Origin of the sequence: Halovivax asiaticus JCM 14624, from assembly GCF_000337515.1 — an archaeon.
Lineage (GTDB): Archaea > Halobacteriota > Halobacteria > Halobacteriales > Natrialbaceae > Halovivax > Halovivax asiaticus.
Genome location: NZ_AOIQ01000012.1, coordinates 25,621 through 44,111, shown reverse-complemented (window position 1 = coordinate 44,111; position 18,491 = coordinate 25,621). Strand labels below are relative to the sequence as shown.

General features: G+C 65.6%; 17 protein-coding genes. 11 read left to right on the top strand and 6 right to left on the bottom strand.

Annotation, left to right across the window (positions count from 1 at the left end; genetic code table 11):
* Positions 1 to 25: 25 nt before the first annotated feature.
* From C479_RS06765 to C479_RS06745, 5 genes are all read left to right on the top strand, one after another.
* Positions 26 to 220, top strand: a complete 195-nt coding sequence (locus tag C479_RS06765) for an HVO_2922 family protein (protein ID WP_007699850.1) — start codon at positions 26 to 28, stop codon at positions 218 to 220.
* Positions 221 to 401: 181 nt separating this feature from the next.
* Positions 402 to 1,718: a sodium/calcium exchanger membrane region gene (locus tag C479_RS06760; RefSeq protein ID WP_007699847.1), complete on the top strand. Its 1,317-nt coding sequence runs from the start codon at positions 402 to 404 to the stop codon at positions 1,716 to 1,718.
* A gap of 343 nt (positions 1,719 to 2,061) precedes the next feature.
* The gene (locus C479_RS06755) at positions 2,062 to 3,423 is read left to right on the top strand and encodes an NAD-dependent succinate-semialdehyde dehydrogenase (RefSeq protein ID WP_007699844.1); all 1,362 of its coding nucleotides are present in this window, start codon (positions 2,062 to 2,064) and stop codon (positions 3,421 to 3,423) included.
* A 140-nt stretch (positions 3,424 to 3,563) separates the two neighbouring features.
* Positions 3,564 to 6,002 carry a heavy metal translocating P-type ATPase gene (locus tag C479_RS06750; protein WP_007699841.1) on the top strand — a complete coding sequence of 813 codons (2,439 nt, stop codon included), beginning with the start codon at positions 3,564 to 3,566 and terminating at the stop codon, positions 6,000 to 6,002.
* Between the two features lie 96 nt (positions 6,003 to 6,098).
* Positions 6,099 to 6,440 carry a hypothetical protein gene (locus C479_RS06745; RefSeq protein WP_007699837.1) on the top strand — a complete coding sequence of 114 codons (342 nt, stop codon included), beginning with the start codon at positions 6,099 to 6,101 and terminating at the stop codon, positions 6,438 to 6,440.
* 102 nt (positions 6,441 to 6,542) lie between these two features.
* Here C479_RS06745 and C479_RS06740 read toward each other — a convergent pair whose 3' ends face one another.
* Positions 6,543 to 6,770 (bottom strand): hypothetical protein, encoded by a 228-nt coding sequence (locus C479_RS06740; protein ID WP_007699834.1) that lies wholly within the window; start codon positions 6,768 to 6,770, stop codon positions 6,543 to 6,545.
* Positions 6,771 to 7,153: 383 nt separating this feature from the next.
* Here C479_RS06740 and C479_RS06735 point away from each other — a divergent pair, with 383 nt between their 5' ends.
* On the top strand, positions 7,154 to 7,405 hold the full coding sequence (locus C479_RS06735; protein WP_007699829.1) for a hypothetical protein: 252 nt from the start codon (positions 7,154 to 7,156) through the stop codon (positions 7,403 to 7,405).
* Between the two features lie 262 nt (positions 7,406 to 7,667).
* Here the strand turns inward: C479_RS06735 and C479_RS06730 are convergent, their stop codons facing one another.
* Positions 7,668 to 8,747, bottom strand: coding sequence for an aminopeptidase (locus C479_RS06730; RefSeq protein ID WP_007699828.1), 1,080 nt, complete (start codon positions 8,745 to 8,747; stop codon positions 7,668 to 7,670).
* 210 nt (positions 8,748 to 8,957) lie between these two features.
* On the opposite strand from C479_RS06730, the gene C479_RS06725 reads away from it, so the two are divergent.
* Complete coding sequence (locus tag C479_RS06725; RefSeq protein ID WP_007699827.1) at positions 8,958 to 9,974, top strand: threonine aldolase family protein; 1,017 nt, start codon at positions 8,958 to 8,960, stop codon at positions 9,972 to 9,974.
* 86 nt (positions 9,975 to 10,060) lie between these two features.
* Here the strand turns inward: C479_RS06725 and C479_RS16895 are convergent, their stop codons facing one another.
* Both C479_RS16895 and C479_RS06720 read right to left on the bottom strand, forming a co-directional pair.
* Complete coding sequence (locus C479_RS16895) at positions 10,061 to 10,189, bottom strand: DUF7859 family protein (protein ID WP_007699826.1); 129 nt, start codon at positions 10,187 to 10,189, stop codon at positions 10,061 to 10,063.
* Positions 10,190 to 10,824: 635 nt separating this feature from the next.
* The gene (locus C479_RS06720) at positions 10,825 to 11,343 is read right to left on the bottom strand and encodes a YfcE family phosphodiesterase (protein ID WP_007699825.1); all 519 of its coding nucleotides are present in this window, start codon (positions 11,341 to 11,343) and stop codon (positions 10,825 to 10,827) included.
* 171 nt (positions 11,344 to 11,514) lie between these two features.
* Between C479_RS06720 and C479_RS06715 the strand changes: the two genes are divergently transcribed.
* Both C479_RS06715 and C479_RS06710 read left to right on the top strand, forming a co-directional pair.
* Positions 11,515 to 12,462, top strand: a complete 948-nt coding sequence (locus C479_RS06715; RefSeq protein WP_007699823.1) for a cation diffusion facilitator family transporter — start codon at positions 11,515 to 11,517, stop codon at positions 12,460 to 12,462.
* Positions 12,463 to 12,531: 69 nt separating this feature from the next.
* Positions 12,532 to 14,709: an ATP-dependent DNA helicase gene (locus C479_RS06710; RefSeq protein ID WP_007699820.1), complete on the top strand. Its 2,178-nt coding sequence runs from the start codon at positions 12,532 to 12,534 to the stop codon at positions 14,707 to 14,709.
* A 53-nt stretch (positions 14,710 to 14,762) separates the two neighbouring features.
* Here the strand turns inward: C479_RS06710 and C479_RS06705 are convergent, their stop codons facing one another.
* Entirely contained in the window at positions 14,763 to 15,263 is a 501-nt protein-coding gene (locus C479_RS06705; RefSeq protein WP_007699817.1) for a 2'-5' RNA ligase family protein, read from the bottom strand.
* A 100-nt stretch (positions 15,264 to 15,363) separates the two neighbouring features.
* A complete protein-coding gene (locus C479_RS06700; protein WP_007699814.1) occupies positions 15,364 to 15,549 on the bottom strand; it encodes a DUF7554 family protein in 186 nt (61 codons plus the stop codon).
* A 132-nt stretch (positions 15,550 to 15,681) separates the two neighbouring features.
* On the opposite strand from C479_RS06700, the gene C479_RS06695 reads away from it, so the two are divergent.
* Both C479_RS06695 and C479_RS06690 read left to right on the top strand, forming a co-directional pair.
* On the top strand, positions 15,682 to 16,893 hold the full coding sequence (locus C479_RS06695; protein ID WP_049907133.1) for a DUF7343 domain-containing protein: 1,212 nt from the start codon (positions 15,682 to 15,684) through the stop codon (positions 16,891 to 16,893).
* 322 nt (positions 16,894 to 17,215) lie between these two features.
* Entirely contained in the window at positions 17,216 to 18,490 is a 1,275-nt protein-coding gene (locus C479_RS06690; protein WP_007699809.1) for an argininosuccinate synthase, read from the top strand.
* Position 18,491 lies beyond the last annotated feature (1 nt).

Genomic DNA, 18,491 nt, shown 5'->3' with positions numbered 1-18,491 from the left:
TGGCGACACCCTGCATCGGGAGGACATGAGCAACGGGGCAACGTTCGAGGTGTATCGCGATCGTGCGGACGAGTGGCGCTGGCGACTCGTCGCGAGAAACGGGCGGATTATCGCCGATAGCGGCGAGGGGTACACGTCGAAACAGGGAGCCGAGCGCGGCATCGAGAGCGTGAAACGGAGTGCGGCCGACGCAGCCGTCGAGTACCTCCCCGAGGACTGATCGCCCCGCATCTCTCCCTGTATTGGCTGATATTGGCTTTGTGAGTGCTTCTCCGGCGACTTCTCCCGATTAGCCGGCAACTGTGGCATTCGTGTGTCCTGCTCGCTGTAGACGCTGTCTGCGGCGATCGACCGCATATCTTGTGGATTATATATCGGGGGCGTGCAGTCATCGTTGATCAATGTCACGTCGGTTACGCCATCCGCTCGTCGCGGTCGCCGTTACGTTTCTGTTGACCGTTCCCTGGCTCGCCACGTTCTTCTCGTACGGCGGCTACGGAACCGTTCATCCCGGTGCTAACATCGGACCGGGAATCGCCGTCCTCGTCGCCGGCGCGTCGATTCTGGGCGCGTCGTTTTTGCTGGCGTGGGCCGCGGAGACTGCCGAGAAGGACGTCCCACGGGCGTTCGCCATCGCCGTCCTGGCCGTCCTGGCGGTCGCCCCCGAGTACGCGGTCGACGCGCTCTACGCCTGGCAGGCCGGCGCCGGCGATACGGAGGCGGCGAACCTCGCCGTCGCGAACATGACCGGCGCGAATCGGATCCTCATCGGTCTCGGCTGGTCCGGGATCGCCCTCTACAGCATCTATCGCGCCCGGGGCGGGTCTGACCCTGCGGTCGAACACCGGGGTGGCTTTCTCACCGATGTCGTCACGATGGACCGGGACCTCTCCCTCGAGATCGTCTTCTTGCTCGCGGCGACGGCGGTCGCCTTCTTCGTCCCGCTCGCCGGTGGCATCGGCATCGTGGACACGGTCGTCCTCGTCGGTCTCTACGTGACCTATCTCGTCGTGATCGTCCGCGGTGACGTCGAGGAACCGGAGGAACACGGCGGCGTCCCCGCATACTTCCAGCAGTATCCGCAACTCGGCCGCGCTGCGGTCGTCCTCGGGGGCTTCGCTTTCTCCGGAACGATCATCTTCACCGCCGTCCACCCGTTCGCGGAGGGATTAGAGCAGGTCGGTGTCCAGAACGGGATCCCGGAATTCTTCATGATTCAGTGGCTGGCGCCGCTGGCATCCGAGAGCCCGGAACTGATTGTCGTCGCCTATCTGGTGAACAAGGCGCGGACGACCGCGGGCTTCAACGCACTCATCTCGTCGAAGCTGAACCAGTGGACGCTCCTCATCGGGACGCTCGCCATCGTCTACTCCATCTCCGCGGGCGCGGTCGAGGCGCTTCCGTTCGACTCGAAACAGGCCGCTGAGATCTGGATCACGGCCGCCCAGAGCTTCTTCGCCATCGCGATCCTGACCAACTTCGAGATCAGTACCCGCGAGGCGGTCGGCCTGCTGGGCCTGTTCCTCTCGCAGGTACTCATCGAGTTCTTCATTATCCAGACGTACGCTGAACCGGCGGCCAACGATCTCAGTATGCTCGTCCTCCACGCCTACACGGCCGTCTACGTCGTCCTCGGGATCGCGCTCTTCGTCGCCCGACGTGAGAGCGTCGGGGCGCTGTTCGCCCGGTCGGCCCGGACGGTTCGCGACGCGATCTGAACGGGTGCCCGACTCGACCGACGCGTCCCGCTCGCTGGTGACGTCTGCGTTGTCCGTCGACGTTGGGAGACATATCGGCCCGCGCTCAGAACGATCCGCCGATCGCGATGTACAGGAAGATTCCGGCGACGGTCGCGATCACGTCCAGTGCAAAGACTACCGCGTAATCCGTTCCATCCATATATGGGTCCCGGGGTGACTGTGACAAAAAAATTGTTCATTGATGACAACCCACATTGGTGGTCCCGGTCATCAGGTCCCGCTGTGACGGTGCCCCGAATCTGGTCGCCGGGGCTTGCAGACGAAGGAACACTGATAGGCCTGTCCGTGCAACCACCGCGACATGGAGACGACAAACCCGGCGACGAACGAACGAATCGACACCTACGAGGCCGATTCGGCGGACGACGTCGATGCGGCGCTCGACCGCGCGACCGACGCGTACGCAGACTGGCGCGACGTCCCGATGCGCGAACGCCAGGAACTGCTCGTCAACGCGGCAGAGATCCTTCGCGATCGCAAGCGAGAGTTTGCCGAACTGATGACTCGGGAGATGGGCAAACCAATCTCGCAGGCCGAGAGCGAGGTCGAGAAGTGTGCGTGGGGCTGTGAACACTACGCCGAGTACGCAGAAGCCTACCTCGCCGACGAGTACTACCCGAGCCCGCCGGGGACGACGGCCAAGACGCGGTACGATCCGATCGGCCCCGTACTGGCGGTCATGCCGTGGAACTATCCCTTCTGGCAGGTGTTTCGCTTCGCCGCGCCCTCGCTCGCCGCGGGCAACGTCGGCCTGCTGAAACACGCCTCGAACGTCCCCGGCTGTGCGCTCGCGATCGAGGAGATCTTCCGCGAGGCGGGCTTCCCCGAGGGCGCCTTCCAGTCACTGCTCATCCCCTCCGATCTGGTCGACGCCATCGTCGAGGACGACCGCGTCCGCGCGGCGACACTCACCGGGAGCGGCCCGGCGGGTCGCGCCGTGGCGTCGACCGCTAGTGACCAGTTGAAACCGACCGTCCTCGAACTCGGCGGGAGCGACCCGTTCATCGTCTTCGACGACGCCGACCTGGACGCCGCAGCCGAGACCGGCGCACTGGCGCGAAACTTGAACGGCGGCCAGTCCTGTATCGCCGCCAAGCGCTTCATCGTCCACGAGTCCGTCGCCGAGGAGTTCACCGAGAAACTCGTCGACGAGGTCGAAGCGCTCACGGTCGGCGATCCGATGGACGAGGACACCGACGTGGGACCGCAGTCTAGCGAGGGGGCGATGGAACACCTCCACGAACAGGTCGAGGCGAGTGTCGAGGCCGGTGCGACCGTGCTCGCTGGCGGCGAACCGATGGATCGAGAGGGCGCGTACTACCCGCCGACGGTCCTGACCGACATCCCGGCCAACTGTCCGGCCGACAGCGAGGAACTCTTCGGCCCCGTCGCCTCGGTCTTCACGGTCGGGGACGAAGCCGAAGCCATCGAGAAGGCCAACGACACGCGCTTCGGGCTCGGCGCGTCCATTTGGACCGAAGACCGCGACCGTGGCGAGCGCGTCGCCGGCCGGATCGACGCCGGCTGTACATTCATCAACCAGCTCACGAAATCCGATCCGCGCGTCCCCTTCGGCGGCGTCAAGGACTCCGGCTACGGCCGTGAACTCTCGAAAGAAGGCATCCACGAGTTCGTCAACCGCAAGACTGTCTGGATCGAGTGAGCGCCGGAGTCGCCGGTCGCTACCCGGCCGCTACGCTGGAAGGGTTGTTAACTCACGGGCGATTATTTGTTAAGGATAGCTAGATAGGGGCCGCTATATGGTAGCTACATTAATAAAAATCCGGCGCCTACGTCGATCCAATGACTTCGACGGACGACCAACCGCCCGATCCGGACCCAGCCGTCGCCGAGTTCTCGGTCCCCGAGATGGACTGTCCCTCCTGTGCGGGGAAGGTCGAGAACGCGCTGGGGAGTGTCGACGGTATTTCCGAGACCGACCTGCGGCCGACAACTGGGTCGGTATCGGTCGCGTACGACGACGAGAACACCACGGACGCGGAGATCGCCGGTGCTATCGAGGGGGCCGGGTACGCGGTGACCGACTCGACCGGCGAGAGTGCGCCGGCCGCTGAAACCGGAGCGGGCGCAGACGCGACCGGAGCGAACGACGCGGCCGGCGACGAGTCGCCGGCCATCTGGACGAGTTCGCGGGGGATCAAGACCTGGATCAGCGGCGTCTTCGTCGCACTCGGTCTCCTCCTCGAGTTCTTCATTCACGGGGCCAACGCCCAGGTCGGGACGCTCGTCGGGACCGACCTCTTCCTCGCCGACGTGCTCTTTCTCGTCGCCGTCGCCGTGGGCGGCCAGGAGATCCTCCGCGGCGGCTACTACTCGGCGAAGCTCCGCAATCTCGATATCGACTTCCTGATGTCCGCCGCGATCGTCGGCGCTCTCGTCGCGAGTCTCGCGTTCGGCGAGGCGCTGTACTTCGAGGCCGCGACGCTCGCGTTCCTCTTCAGCATCGCCGAACTTCTGGAGACGGCCTCGATGGACCGGGCGCGCAACTCGCTGCGTGAGCTGATGGACCTCTCACCGGACGAAGCAACCGTGCGGCGCGACGGCGAGGAAGTGACGGTTCCCGTCGAGGCGGTCGACGTGGGCGACGTCGTCCTCGTCAAACCCGGCGAGAAGATCCCGACCGACGGCACCGTCGTCGACGGCGAGAGCGCCGTCAATCAGGCGCCGATCACGGGCGAGAGCGTCCCCGTCGACAAGACCGAGGGTGACGAGGTTTACGCCGGGACGATCAACGAGGGTGGCTATCTCGAAGTAGCGGTCACGGCGGCGGCCGGCGACGACACGCTCTCGCGGATCGTCTCCATGGTCGAGGACGCCCGGGCGAACAAGACCGAGCGCGAGCAATTCGTCGAGCGCTTCGCGGACTATTACACGCCCGCTGTCGTCACCTTCGCGATCGTCGTCACCCTCGCCAGTCCCGCTGTCCTCGGGACCACGTGGCCGACGGCCGTCGTCTACGGCCTGACGCTGCTGGTGCTCGCCTGTCCCTGCGCGTTCGTCATCTCGACGCCCGTCTCCGTCGTCTCCGGCATCACGAGCGCCGCGAAGAACGGCGTTCTCGTCAAGGGTGGGGATCACTTAGAGGCGATGGGCGCGGTCGACGTCGTCGCGCTCGACAAGACGGGCACCCTGACGAAGGGCGAACTCACCGTCACCGACGTCGTCCCGTTGTCCGACAACACCGAGACCGACGTCCTCCGCTGTGCGCGTGGGCTCGAACGCCGCAGCGAACACCCGATCGGCGAGGCCATCGTCGACGCGGCGGACGAGGCGGGGGTCGCCGAGCGCGACGTCGCCGACTTCGAGAGCCTCACGGGCAAGGGCGTCCGCGCCGAACTGGACGGGACGACCCACTTCGCTGGCAAGCCCGGCCTCTTTGAAGAGCTGGGCTTCGATCTCTCGCACGTCCACGCCGCGACCGACGGGGGTGTGGTCACGCAGACGGCGCGTGACCTGTGCGACCGGAACAACTGCCTCGACCTGCTGGAGGAGACCGTCCCCGAACTGCAGGCCGAAGGCAAGACGGTCGTCCTCGTCGGCACCGAGGACGAACTCGAGGGCGTGATCGCCGTCGCGGACGAGATCCGCCCCGACGCGAAACGGACCATCCAGCGCTTGCGCGATCTCGGCGTCGAACGGACCGTCATGCTCACCGGCGACAACGCGCGGACGGCCGCCGCCATCGCCGAACAGGTCGGCGTCGACGGCTACCGGGCGGAACTCCTCCCCGAGGAGAAGGTAGCCGCCATCGAGGCATTGATGGACGACCACGACGATGGCGACGAGCAACGGTCGGTCACTACCGGGACCACCGCCGGCGGCGTGGCGATGGTCGGCGACGGCATCAACGACGCGCCCGCGCTGGCGACCGCCACCGTCGGCGTCGCGATGGGCGCCGCGGGGACCGATACGGCGCTCGAAACCGCCGACATCGCCCTCATGGGCGACGACCTCGCGAAACTTCCCTACCTCTACGAACTCGCCCACGACGCCAACGGCGTCATCCGGCAGAACATCTGGGCCAGTCTCGGGATCAAGGCCGCGCTCGCGGTCGGCGTCCCCTTCGGGCTCGTCCCCATCTGGCTGGCCGTCCTCGCAGGCGACGCCGGGATGACCGTCGGCGTCACCGGCAACGCGATGCGCCTCTCGCGGATCGAGCCGGAATCGGTCGAACCGAACACGGCCGACCGGGAGCCGGGGCGAGTCGACGCCGTCCAGTGAGTACGAACAGCGTGTACCGTCCCGGAGTCGCCCACTTAGCTGGTGGCCACGTACAGGGAACGATGTAGGGGCCAGGCCGGCGATGCCTCGATAGGAATGGCCACCGTCGAGACCGTCCTGTCGTCGATCTTCAGCACGATTCCCGAACTCCACGCCGGTCAGCTCGGACTGCTCGCCGGGATCATCGTCGGACTCCTCTACTGGCACGGCTTCCAACGGGAGTCGCTGGGTCTCCTCACCGGGTTCTACCTCCTCGCCCTTGGTATCGTCCCCGCATCGACGACGGGTCTGGCCGTCATTCAGGTCAAACCGTGGTACTTCTGTACGCTCCTCGTCGGAGCCACGCTCGCGGTAATCTGCGTTCGGTCGGTGTGGTGCTGGCTTCCCCTGTCCGCTCGCTCGCGGTCGTCGTCATCCGTCAGTCGGCAGGAAATCTGACGGGACAGGGGTGCCAGCACACCGCTACGGAAAATCGGTCGCAGTCGTCGAATCTAGTGGCCCTGGAATCCACTGGGACCCTCGCTTGCCGCGTCCATCGGGTTAGAAATCCACAGCGACGCGACATCCGCATGGACCGAGGACCTGTGTCGTCGGGCCGTTCATGGTGATCTGGAAGACGGGCCAGTGACACCGCGGACACCGTCTGTCGGTCGGGAGCGCCTCGTCGGGGACCTCGCTCATGTCGACACCTGCCAACTCCCGTGGATCGAGCCTCGTCCAGTCGTCGATCGCTGCCAGCCCGTTTGGTGACTCGTCGCCGTCGCTCATCTGCCCCTCCCGTCTCGAGGCGTCCGTTCGGCGGCCATTCTACACAATAATTTACGCTTGCCCGGCATATATCTATTGACTGTGGCTGACCGAAATACCGCCGCGGATCGGCCGATCTGGACGAAAATTTTCGACGCCGGTAGGCTAATATTCCTGTAGCGAACACGTGGGACGTGTCGGCATCCCTGCGAGGCATCACACTGGGGACGGATCGGCCTTCCATCCGATCCACCGCCGACAGTTTTGCGTCACCAATCCAGCCTTCGTCCGTCCCGAACGGATAGCGCCCTCGATCGAACGGTCTCCACATTGCCGTCGCCGACCGCTCGCGGAAACCGGGGCCTACAAATACGACGAGCCGAAAGGACCGAATAGAGACTCACATGTCGAGTATCGTAGTTCCGACCGGCGTCGCGCTCCTCGGCGGCGCCGATCTGACGTCCCTGGTGACGATCGCCGCGTCGGGCTTTCTGGCCCTGTCGGTGGTGTTCTTCACCGCCATCGCGGTCGGCCCGCACGTGAAACCATCGGCCCTCTCGGAGGACCAGAAAACCGCCGTCATCGGTCTCGGGGCCGCACTCGCCGGCACGACCTGGATGGTCGCGCTCTTGCTCGCTGCGAGTAAATTGAGCTGAACGCGACGACCGCCGGATATCGTCGACGATCTGCCGTTCGACCCTTCTCTCTCGTCAGTTTCTCGTCTCTCTCGGTCGATAGCCCCGACGACTCTGTCGTTCGCGAGTTGCGCGATTCTCACTCGAATCTCGCTACTCGCGGTTCACTCCGTTCACCGCTTGCATTTTCGCGGTTTGAGGCCGTCAGTCCGAAAACCGCGCTACTCGCGGCTTCGCCGCTCGCGTTTACGAGATTCTCGCGCCTTTGGCGCTCCGAATCTCGCTACTCGAACACAAACGTCCCGTTTTCCTGAATCGTCTCGCCGTCCACCTCGATGAACGAGTCCTCGCTCATGTCGACGATCATGTCGACGTGGATCGACGAGTCGTTGGCCTCGTTGTCGTCGCCGACGGTCTCGTCGTAGGCGCGGCCGACGGCCATGTGGACGGTGTCGCCCATCTTCTCGTCGAAGAGCATGTTGTAGGTGAAGACGTCGATGTCGCGGTTCATGCCGATCCCGAGTTCGCCGAGGCGACGGGCGCCGTCGTCCGTTTCGAGGACCTCAGTGAGGACCGCTTCGTTCTTTTCGGCCTCGTGGGAGACGACCTCGCCGTTCTCGAACTCGAGGAAGGCGTCGGTGACCTCACGGCCCTGGTGGTACAGCGGCATGTCGAAGCGGACCGTTCCCTCGACGGAGTCGACGACGGGCGCCGTGAACACCTCGCCGCCGGGGAGGTTGAACTTGCCGTGGTCGTTGATCGCTTTGTTGCCGGCGATGGACATCGTGACGTCTGTCTCTTCGCCACTTTTGATGCGAACTTCGTCGGCAGGATTCAGGAGATCGACGAGCTGTTCTTGGTGCTCGCGCTGGTCGTCCCAGTCCTTGTTGACGGCGTCCCAGACGAAGTTCTCGTAGCCTTCCGTGCTCATCTCGGCGAGCTGTGCGTTGCCGGGCGAGGGATACTGGGTGAGACACCAGCGCTTGCCCAGCCGCTCCTCCTGAATCGGTCGGTAGGCTTGTTGATAGGCGGTGTTCGTCGCGGGCGGGACGTCGCTCGTCTCGGTGGCGTTCGGCCCCGCGCGGACGGCGATGTAGACGTCGGTCTCCTCGATGAGCGCGAGTTCGTGTTCCGGCGTCTCGAAGTCGTCACCGGCCGCTTTGAGGTGTGCGCGGCTGGTTCGCTTGCCGGCTCGTTTGACCGTCCAGAGCGGCTTCGCCCCTGCGTCGCCGATCTCCTCGAAGAGGGCGACGACGAGATCCTCGGCGACCGGGTGCGCGTCGACGACGACGGTATCGCCTTCCTGCAGATCGACCGAGTGGTTCGCGACGACTGCTGCGTGTTCGCGGATGCGCGGATCCATGGGCGTCGGTTGCGCCAGCGGTCGCATACTCCTTTCGTTTCGATGGACCGCTCGTCGGTTCCGCGTGACCTTCTTTCAGGTGTCCGGCCCTGCTGGTGCCGCCCGACGGGTGTCGAGCGGCCACAGAGGTAATCCGTCGAGCGGTTTGCGTCGCTCGGCGAACGCGGCCGGGAACGGCCCTTTTTTCTCCAGTCGGTGGGTAGGAGGGGCATGATCGATTGCCGCTCCGACACCGTCACCACACCCGACGAGCACATGCGCGAGACAGCTGCGACGGCCGACGTGGGCGACGACGTCTACGGTGAAGATCCGACCGTGAACGAACTCGAACGGCGCGCCGCCGACCGCGTCGGGATGGACGCCGCGCTGTTCGTCCCGACGGGGACGATGGGGAACCAGATCGCCGTCCGGGTCCACACCGAACGCGGCCAGGAGGTCCTGACGGACCGCAAGAGCCACGTCGTCAAGTACGAACTCGGCGGACTGGCCCAGCACGCCGGATTGCAGGTACGAATGCTCGATACCGAACGCGGCGTCCCCACACCCGAGCAGGTGGCCGCTGGCTACGTCGACGAAGACCTCCACCGACCGGGGACCGGCCTACTCACGCTCGAAAACACGCACAACGCTCGCGGTGGCCTCGCCATCGATTCCGACGCCATCGCCGCGGCGGCCGAGGCGGCCCACGAGCGTGACGTTCCTGTCCACTTAGACGGCGCACGCGTCTTCAACGCCGCGACGGCGCTGGACGTGCCGGTTACCGACATCACTGCGTCCGTCGACTCGGTCATGTTCTGCCTCTCGAAGGGCCTCGGTGCGCCCGTCGGTTCCATTCTCGCCGGCAACGCGGACTTCATCGAGCGCGCCCGGCGCACCCGAAAACTCTTCGGCGGCGGGATGCGCCAGATCGGCATCGTCGCCGGTCCCGGCCTCGACGCGCTCGAGAACGTCTCCGATCTCGCGGCCGATCACGACCGTGCCGATCGACTCGCAGCAGGTCTCGCCGACGTCGACGGGTTCGCCGTCTCCGATCCGGAGACGAACATCGTCCTCGCCGATGTCGCTGCCACGGGCCTCGACGCGGAGACCGTCCTCGAGCGATTGGAATCGGCTGGCGTCCTCGCCACCCAGTTCGGGCCGACGACGATCCGCTTTTGCACCCACCGCGATGTCGACGAAGCCGATATCGAAGCGGTGATCGACCGGGTGACGACCACGTTCGAGTAACGACGCTGGTGCTGTTCAGCCAGTGATTTCTGCGTTCGATGGTTCTCCTCGGCCGGTCGGGGTGTCACTCGATCAGATTGCGACGATTACTTTTCCAACCCGTCGCGGAACTCGAGGACGGTCCGTCGGAGGAGCAGGTAGGTAAAGAAGATCAGGGTGAGCAGGATGACGACGATCGCGATGATCACCGGATCTTCGGTTATCGAACCCAGCATACTGGCCCGTACAGTCGGGGGTGGGAAAGCTGTTTCGAAGCCACCAGTCCTGGACCAAACCTGACCGTCACACCCACGATTCGGCGCTCGGTCGAGCAGCGCCGTGGCTAAAAATCGCGTTTTACCTTGGCGGAGTTATAACTCTCGGGAGGGTGTAGCGATCGTATGCCCTGGTCGGCCCTCGCCGGTGAGCTCGATCGGGGCGTCCGTGTCCGGGGGTCTACCTGACATCCACCGGTTCGCTGTCGGCGTCTCCCGGCCGGACCCGTCACACCGCGTCGGGTCCGGTAGCGGCCGACGGCGAACTGTCCCACCGTTCACCGGCTGCGTGACACGGCTTGCCCGGGCCGTGTCGCTGCTACCACGCGTCGGCCCACCCTGCCTGCCCAACCCTCTCTGTGGGCCGCCGTCCGACGAAGTCCCCGCTGACGCCTGCTATCGTCGTGTCCTCCCCGACGCCTGTCGTCACGGAGTCCTCCCCGACGCCTGTCGTCACGGAGTCCTTGCCGACGCCTGTTGTCGCCGAGTCCCGCTATCTTAGCGTTTTCGCCGACGCCTGTTGTCGTCCGATGTAAGACGCACGGCTCCGTATACGATCACTATCGCGACGAGAAACCGCTTGTGCGCAATCGGCGTTATCGATCGTCAGCGGCGGTCGTACACTCCTCGATCACGGTTCCGTCAGGTTCGCGAACGCTGACCTGCAGCCGATCGCCTTCGCGTGAGACCGTCGCGAAGCCGGGGCGGTTCCCACGCGGCTGGGCGTGACTGCCGGGATTACACAGGACGACGTCGTCCGTTTCGACGAGCGTCGGCTGGTGTGAGTGCCCGAACACGACGACGTCGGCGTCGTGTTCCCGGCCGAACAGGGCGAGGGCGGTTTCGCCGCCGCTGGGTCTGTGGCGGACCGCGAGTCGGATTCCATCCGCATCGACGACCCGGTCCGTCGGGAGTCGATCCGTGACGGCCGGTTCGTCGACGTTGCCCGAGACGGCGAAACACGGAGCCGAGAACGCCTGGAACGCGTCGAGTACCGACTCCGTCTTGAAGTCGCCGGCGTGGACGATGGCGCCGGCCTCGCGCGCCGCGACCAGGGCGTCGCCTTCGAGCCCGTGTCCCTCGGTCCGATGCGTATCGGAGAAGGCGGCGATCATGGTGGGGCGTTCGCCAGCCCAGCGGAGGGATCTTTCGGTTTGCAGCGACCGCCCGACTCATCTCGGGTGCGACGGCGGGTGTCGGCCGACGCTCAATCCGCCGGTTCTGGCCCGTCTCGGTATATCGCGAGACGCCCACGTTTTTATCACCACCCTTCGTACGAAACGCCGATGGCCAACAGCAGATCCGTCGTGATCGCCGCGTTGATCGCCAACGGGGCGATCGCCGTGATGAAGTTCGTCGGCTACCTCCTGACGCTGAGTCCGGCGATGCTCTCGGAGACGTATCACTCCATCTCCGACACGGGCAACCAGGTATTTTTGCTGATCGGACTTCGCTACGGCGCTCAGGAGGCCGACCGGCAACACCCGTTCGGCTACGGCAAGGCACAGTTCTTCTACAGCATGCTCGTCAGCGTGATGCTCTTCGGTATCGCGGGCTGGGAGAGCGCGCGTCACGGGTACGATGCGCTGGTCCACGGTTCGCACACGACGATGAGCCAGACCCCGCCGCTCCCGGTCGTCGGCGCCGTCGACGGCATCTACGTCAATTACACCGTCCTGATCGGCGCAATCGTCTTCGAGGCCTGGGCATTGAAGAAGGCCTACGAGGGCATCTCCGTCCAGATGGACGAACACGGATGGGAGACGTTGCGCGAGGCGTTCAGGAAAACGAGCGACGTGACGACGCTGACGGCACTCACCGAGGACTCGATCGCACTCGCTGGCGCGGGGATTGCCCTCTTCGGGGTCTATCTCTCCCGGGCGACGGGGAACGGGGTCTACGACGCCGCCTCAGCCCTCCTCATCGGGTTACTCCTCATGGTCTTCGCGGTTGCACTCGCCTGGGAGAACAAACGTCTCCTGCTGGGTGAAAGCCTCTCGCCGGACGCCGAACGTGAACTCCGCGAGATCGTGGCGAACGCCGACGTCGTCCGCGAAGTCGTCGACTTCCGGACCGTCTTCTTCGGCGCCGAAGAGTTACTCGTCACGGCGGACGTCGTGTTCGAATCCGACGTCGACGCCATCGACGAGCGGATCGCCGAGATCGAACGGGACCTGAAGGCGCACGACGACCAGATCCAGCGCGTGTACCTGGAACCCGATACCGGGGTGTGAACGGGTCTGGTACGTTCGGCGTCGGCCTCGGACGAACGCTTTTATCGCATGCGGCACCTATCACCGCCCGTGTCAGACTCGGCCGACTACCTGCGCTTTTTCCCATACGACGAGCCCTACGAGAACCAGCGGGAGGCGATGGACCGGATCCACAACTCGCTGGTTCGGGGCCAGGACGTCCTCTTCGAGGGTGCCTGCGGGACGGGCAAGACGCTCTCGGCGCTCGTTCCAGCGCTGTCGGTCGCGCGCGAGCAAGACAAGACGGTCGTCATCACGACGAACGTCCACCAGCAGATGCGTCAGTTCGTCGCCGACGCTCGTGCGATCGTCGAGACGGAGGACGTCCGCGCGGTCGTCTTCAAGGGTAAGGGCGCGATGTGTCACATCGACGTCGGCTACGAGGAGTGCCAGACGCTCCGGGACGCCACTCACGACCTCGTCGAGACCGAAGCGGAGTACGCCGAGCTCGAACGTCGTCAGGAGGAACTCTTAGAACGGAGCCAGGATGGCGACGGGGCGGCCGCCGAAGCGCGTGCGGCCGTGATGGACGAACTCGACGCCCTCGAGGGTGAACTCGCGGACCTGGACGATCGAAACGTCTGTTCGTACTATCACAACAACCTCACCGACCCGGACGTCGAGGACCGATTTCGCTCCTGGCTGTTCGACGACGTCCGCTCGCCGGAACAGATCTACGAGTACGCAGAGCAACGCGAACTCTGTGGCTACGAACTCTTGAAGGACACCGTCGAGGGGGTGGATCTCGTGGTCTGTAACTATCACCATCTGCTCGACCCAGGGATCCGCGAGGCCTTCTTCAGCTGGTTGGGTCGCGATCCCGAGGACGTCATCGCCGTCTTCGACGAGGCGCACAACTTGGAGAACGCCGCCCGCGAACACGCGAGCCGCGAGTGCTCGGAGCGAACGTTCACGTCCGCGATCGAGGAACTCGAGGATAGCGACGATCCGAGGGCGGCACCCGCCCGAAACGTTCTCGAAACGTTCCGCGACACACTGTGCGAAACGTACGAGGGCTCCTTCGAGTTCGGAGACCGAGAGCGCGTGGGCGAGAACTGGCGCGACGTCGCCATCGCGAACGACGATCGCCGTGACGACCTCACCCTCTCGTTCCTCCAGTCGTACGCCGGCGAGGGAATCGACGACGATCTGGAGGCGGCCGCCTCCCTCGGTCGGGACCTGGACGAGGAGTACGAGGAGGCCTACCGCAACGGCGAGCGCGAGACGCGCACGGAGTGCCAGACGCTGCAGGCGGCTCGCTTCGTCCGCGCCTGGATGGACGAGGGCGGTGCCGCCGGCGTCTACCCGGTCCTCGCCGCCCGTCGAGACGAGGGGACCGACGAGATATACGGCCGTGCCGAACTCTACAGCTGCCTGCCGACGGGGGTGACCGGCGCGCTCTTCGACGACCTCTCGGCGGCGGTCCTCATGAGCGCGACCCTCCAGCCGTTCGACGTCACCGAGGCCGTTCTGGGCATGGACGATCCGGTCACGATAGCCTACGGGCTGGACTTCCCCGCGGCGAACCGGCGAACCTACGCCGTCGAGACGCCGGCGCTGTTCGCGAGCGAGCGCGACGATCCCGACGTGCAGGACACCGTCGCGACGACGATCGCGAACGCCGTCCGGATGACGCCCGGAAACACGCTCGCCTTCTTCCCCAACTACGGCGAAGCCGACCGCTACGCCGAGCGAGTCGATCCGCTCGTCGACGCGACCGTCTACCGCGACGAGCCCGGGGTGGCCGTCGAGGACATCCGGCAGGAGTTCGTCGCCGACAACGACGGCCTGCTCTGTACCTCGCTGTGGGGAACCCTCGCGGAGGGCGTCAGCTTCGACGGCGACGACGCGCTCTCCGTCCTCGTGATCGGCGTCGCGTATCCGCACTTAGACGAACGAGCCGAGGCGGTCCAGGAGGCTTACGACGCCGCCTTCGACGGCACCGACACCGGCTGGCGCTACGCCGTCGAGATTCCGACCGTCCGGAAGACCCGGCAGGCGCTCGGTCGTGTCCTCCGGTCGCCGACCGACGTCGGCGTGCGCGCGCTCCTCGATCGGCGCTACTCGCGCCGTGCCAAGAGCGATCTGGGAACCTATAGCGTCAACGGCACGTTCCCGATGGAGACGCGCGAAGAACTGCTCGACATCGAACCGCAGAAACTCACGTTCGCCATGCGCAACTTCTACGCGGACCACGACGCCTACGACGGCGACCCGCCCGCACCGTGAGCTGACGGTGCGTGGGGTAGTCGGGGCACGAGCGGGCCTATCCGACGCCTTTCTCAGGCCGGCAACGAGACCCGACTCACCGGGAGTCGGCGCTGTCCGTCGAAGAACTCGAGTTCCGAGACGGTGAACCGGATCGGGTCGATCTCGCGCTCGGCCAGTCGTCGTGCCGCTGCTTCGTCGCCACCGCGTGCCAGCGTAACGTGCGGGACGTAGTCCTCGCCTTCGAGTTCGGCCACGGGATCGAAGACGTCGGCCAGGTCGGTGTGGATCCGTTCGAGGCCGGGGCTCTCGATGGCGAAGTAGACGACGGGCGCGGAGCCGACGGGCGGGTCGGCGAAGTAGTCGATGTCCGTCACGGCGGCTTCGACGGCGGGTGCGCCTTCGAGCGCGCGGTGCGTGCGCCGCTGCAGGGCGTTCACGTCGGGGGCGTCGCCGAGGCGCTTGACGAGCAGCGAGTGCGTCTCGCGGACGCGGTCGAAGCCGTGGAGGTCGGGATAGAGCCGACTCGCGAGCTGGCGCACCCGGCCCGGGACGGGAGCGTTGACGCTGTACACACCGAAGACTGGTGTCGTCGATCAAAGAGCGTGGCGGTTCGCGGGCGAGCGAGGAATGCAACAGTGGTCTTGGACTGCCGATCGCGCCGGCAGTACTCTCCTATATCTGGTCGAGCAGCCAGAGGACGATCACCAGCGCGATGAGCAGTGTGACGACGCTGCTGAGGAACGCGGGGATGAGCGAGATCACCTCACCCAGCAGCTCGAGCACAAGCACCGCTGCGATCAATAACAGAATAAGCTTTAGCAGCGTTTCGACCTCGAGCGACGCGCGTGTTCCGTTCATGCGCCGTTTCTTTCGAGGGGGTGGTCAAAAAACCACCGTCGATCGGGTTGGGCTACCGAAATGACTGCCCCTGTCAACGTGTGGCAATCGATTACAAAACAATCTAATGGGCGGGGGTGTCACCTCTGTGTGATGGCCGGTTGGCCAGTTCGCGGTGTGCAGGTGCTGTGCGGTGGTGTGCTGCTCGCGGCGCTCGTGGTGGGCGCACTCAGCCTCGGCTCCGTCTCGGTCCTCGCGAGCACCGCTCCGACCGCGACCGATGGCGCTGTCGCCCCGGTTGACGATTCGCTCGGGACAGGTGTCACGTGGCAGCCCCAGTCCAACGAAACCGATCCGACGCTGGTAACGGAGTTCGATCGGGTCAAGACGCGAATCGAACTCCTCGAGAACAGTTCGGCGTCGGTGACTGTCACGTACCGATACCTCCGCTCCGACAACGCCTCGGCGACCGAGTGGGAGGATATCCGAGCCAACGTTTCTGCGTCGCCGGGGAGCTACCTCGCCGGTGAGCGCGCTCGGTGGAACGACACGGTCGCGGCGGGACAGAACGCGACCGGGCGCGAGATGGGCGTCTCGGACTTCGCTATCCGGACCGAGGAGGGAATGACGCCGCAGGCGTACGGCGACGTGATCGTCACGTTCCGCTGGGCCTCGTTCGCCCAGGTCGAACCGAAGTGGATCGGCGCTGGCGACGCACTGTCCCGATTCGCTCTGGAGGACCGGGCCACGCTCCGGATCCAGTGGCCCGACGGCTACGTCCTGCAGGACGCGAGTCCCGACCCCGACGACACCGATCGGCGGACGGTCGTCGGCTGGCACGGCGAGGAGACGGATTTCCTCGAGGACGAGCCCTGGATCGAAGTGATCCACGAGGGGGCGCCACCTGAGACGGCCGGCGCTGCGCCCGATACGTCCCGATCGATCGTTCCGTTCGCCGTCGTCGGACTCACCATCGTTCTCCTGGGCGTCGCCGTCGCGTGGTGGTTCCGTCGTGCGGACGCCGATCGCCGCACGGACCCGGACGCGGATCAACCGGCGGTGCCGGCGGACGAGCCATCGGTGGCTCCGTCGCCCGATCTCATGAGTAACGAAGAGCGGGTCCTCTCGCTCTTGCGGTCGAACGGTGGCCGGATGAAACAACAGACGGTCGTCGCCGAACTCGACTGGACCGAGGCGAAGACGAGTCAGGTCGTCGGCGACCTGCGCGACGGCGGGGCGGTCGAAGTGTTCCGGCTCGGACGGGAGAACGTCCTGGCGGTGCCGGATCACGAACCGGGCTCGGCGGTCGACGCCGAGACGGACGTCGGTGGGCCGGCTACTGACGACGGAGAAGACGCGGGGTGATTCGCCGGTTGCCCGTCCGTACGGCGTCCGGTTGCTGGAACCGTGTCCTTTAAGCCGGTCTGGCGTGTGTAGTCTTCTAATGTCCCTCGCGTCTCGCTCCGGGTTCGATTCCCAGGGGAGCGACGCGACTCGGCGACCGCGAGCGTTCCGACCGGGCCGTTAGGCCCACCTCTTACTCACTCCCTCGATACCGGTGTTGCAAATTCTCTAGCGTTGGATGCGTCTTCATCCACGAATCGTCGATAGTGTGCACTCTGCGATTTAATTACGAAAGTAACAACAACGAATTTATGTTGGTGGGGGTGCTTCACTCGGATACCACATGACACGCGTTGCACTCGCGTTCTCGGGCGGGCTGGACACGACGGTCTGTGTCCCGCTGCTCGCGGAGGAGTACGGATACGACGAGGTGCTCGGCGTCACGGTCGACGTCGGGCAACCCGAATCGGAGTTCGAGGAGGCCGCGGCAACGGCCGACGCGCTCGATCTGGAGCACGTCGTCGTCGACGCGAAAGCGGAATTTGCTGACCTCTGTCTCGAGGGCGTTCGTGCGAACGCGACCTACCAGGGCTACCCGCTGGGGACGGCGCTGGCGCGGCCGGTGATCGCCGAGGCCATCCTCGAGGTCGCCGAGGAGCACGGCTGTACCGGCCTCGCTCACGGCTGCACCGGGAAGGGCAACGACCAGCTGCGATTCGAGGCCATCTGGCGCGACTCGGACATGGAGGTCATCGCGCCCGTGCGCGAACTCGGGCTCACGCGCGAGTGGGAACAGGCGTACGCGGCCGAGAAGGATCTGCCCGTCGAGGGTGGCAACGAGGGCGACTGGTCGATCGACACGAACCTCTGGAGCCGTTCCGTCGAGGGCAAGGAACTCGAGGACCCGAGCTACGTGCCCGGCGAAGAGATCTACGAGTGGACCGACGCGCCGTCGGGCGAGACGGCCGAGATCGAGATCGAATTCGAGGATGGCTATCCGGTCGCCGTCGATGGGGAGGCCTACGACCCCGTCTCCCTCGTCGAGCACCTGAACGATGTCGCCGGCGCCTACGGTGTCGGTCGCACCGACACGATGGAAGACCGTATGCTCGGCCTGAAAGTCCGTGAGAACTACGAGCACCCGGCCGCGACCACGTTACTCGCGGCTCACGAGGCGCTCGAAGCGCTCGTCCTCACCCAGGAGGAGCGCCAGTTCAAGGACACGATCGACGCGAAGTGGGCCGAAAAGGCCTACGAGGGCCTGATCGACGCACCGCTCGTCGGCGCGCTCGACGCCTTCGTCGCCGAGACACAACAGCGCGTCACGGGCACGGTCACCATCCGGTTCGAGGGTGGCCAGGCCCGCGCCGTCGGACGCGACAGCGCGTACGCCGCCTACTCGGCCGACCACGCCTCCTTCGACACGGAGGCCGTCGGGAAGATCGAGCAGGCGGACGCCACCGGCGTCGCGAAGTACCACGGCTTCCAGCGCCGTCTCGCGAACGAGTCGATCGCGGCCATCGACGGAGCGGACGACGCCTCGTCGACGGACTCGCCCACACTCGCAACCGACGGCGGCGTCGACGAATCCATGACGACCGACGATTCCACGGAGTGAC

Coding starts and splice junctions, on each gene's coding strand:
- C479_RS06765 (WP_007699850.1), top strand. CDS start 26: ATGAGCAACGGGGCAACGTTCGAGGTGTATCGCGATCGTGCGGACGAG.
- C479_RS06760 (WP_007699847.1), top strand. CDS start 402: ATGTCACGTCGGTTACGCCATCCGCTCGTCGCGGTCGCCGTTACGTTT.
- C479_RS06755 (WP_007699844.1), top strand. CDS start 2,062: ATGGAGACGACAAACCCGGCGACGAACGAACGAATCGACACCTACGAG.
- C479_RS06750 (WP_007699841.1), top strand. CDS start 3,564: ATGACTTCGACGGACGACCAACCGCCCGATCCGGACCCAGCCGTCGCC.
- C479_RS06745 (WP_007699837.1), top strand. CDS start 6,099: ATGGCCACCGTCGAGACCGTCCTGTCGTCGATCTTCAGCACGATTCCC.
- C479_RS06740 (WP_007699834.1), bottom strand. CDS start 6,770: ATGAGCGACGGCGACGAGTCACCAAACGGGCTGGCAGCGATCGACGAC.
- C479_RS06735 (WP_007699829.1), top strand. CDS start 7,154: ATGTCGAGTATCGTAGTTCCGACCGGCGTCGCGCTCCTCGGCGGCGCC.
- C479_RS06730 (WP_007699828.1), bottom strand. CDS start 8,747: ATGGATCCGCGCATCCGCGAACACGCAGCAGTCGTCGCGAACCACTCG.
- C479_RS06725 (WP_007699827.1), top strand. CDS start 8,958: ATGATCGATTGCCGCTCCGACACCGTCACCACACCCGACGAGCACATG.
- C479_RS16895 (WP_007699826.1), bottom strand. CDS start 10,189: ATGCTGGGTTCGATAACCGAAGATCCGGTGATCATCGCGATCGTCGTC.
- C479_RS06720 (WP_007699825.1), bottom strand. CDS start 11,343: ATGATCGCCGCCTTCTCCGATACGCATCGGACCGAGGGACACGGGCTC.
- C479_RS06715 (WP_007699823.1), top strand. CDS start 11,515: ATGGCCAACAGCAGATCCGTCGTGATCGCCGCGTTGATCGCCAACGGG.
- C479_RS06700 (WP_007699814.1), bottom strand. CDS start 15,549: ATGAACGGAACACGCGCGTCGCTCGAGGTCGAAACGCTGCTAAAGCTT.
- C479_RS06695 (WP_049907133.1), top strand. CDS start 15,682: ATGGCCGGTTGGCCAGTTCGCGGTGTGCAGGTGCTGTGCGGTGGTGTG.
- C479_RS06690 (WP_007699809.1), top strand. CDS start 17,216: ATGACACGCGTTGCACTCGCGTTCTCGGGCGGGCTGGACACGACGGTC.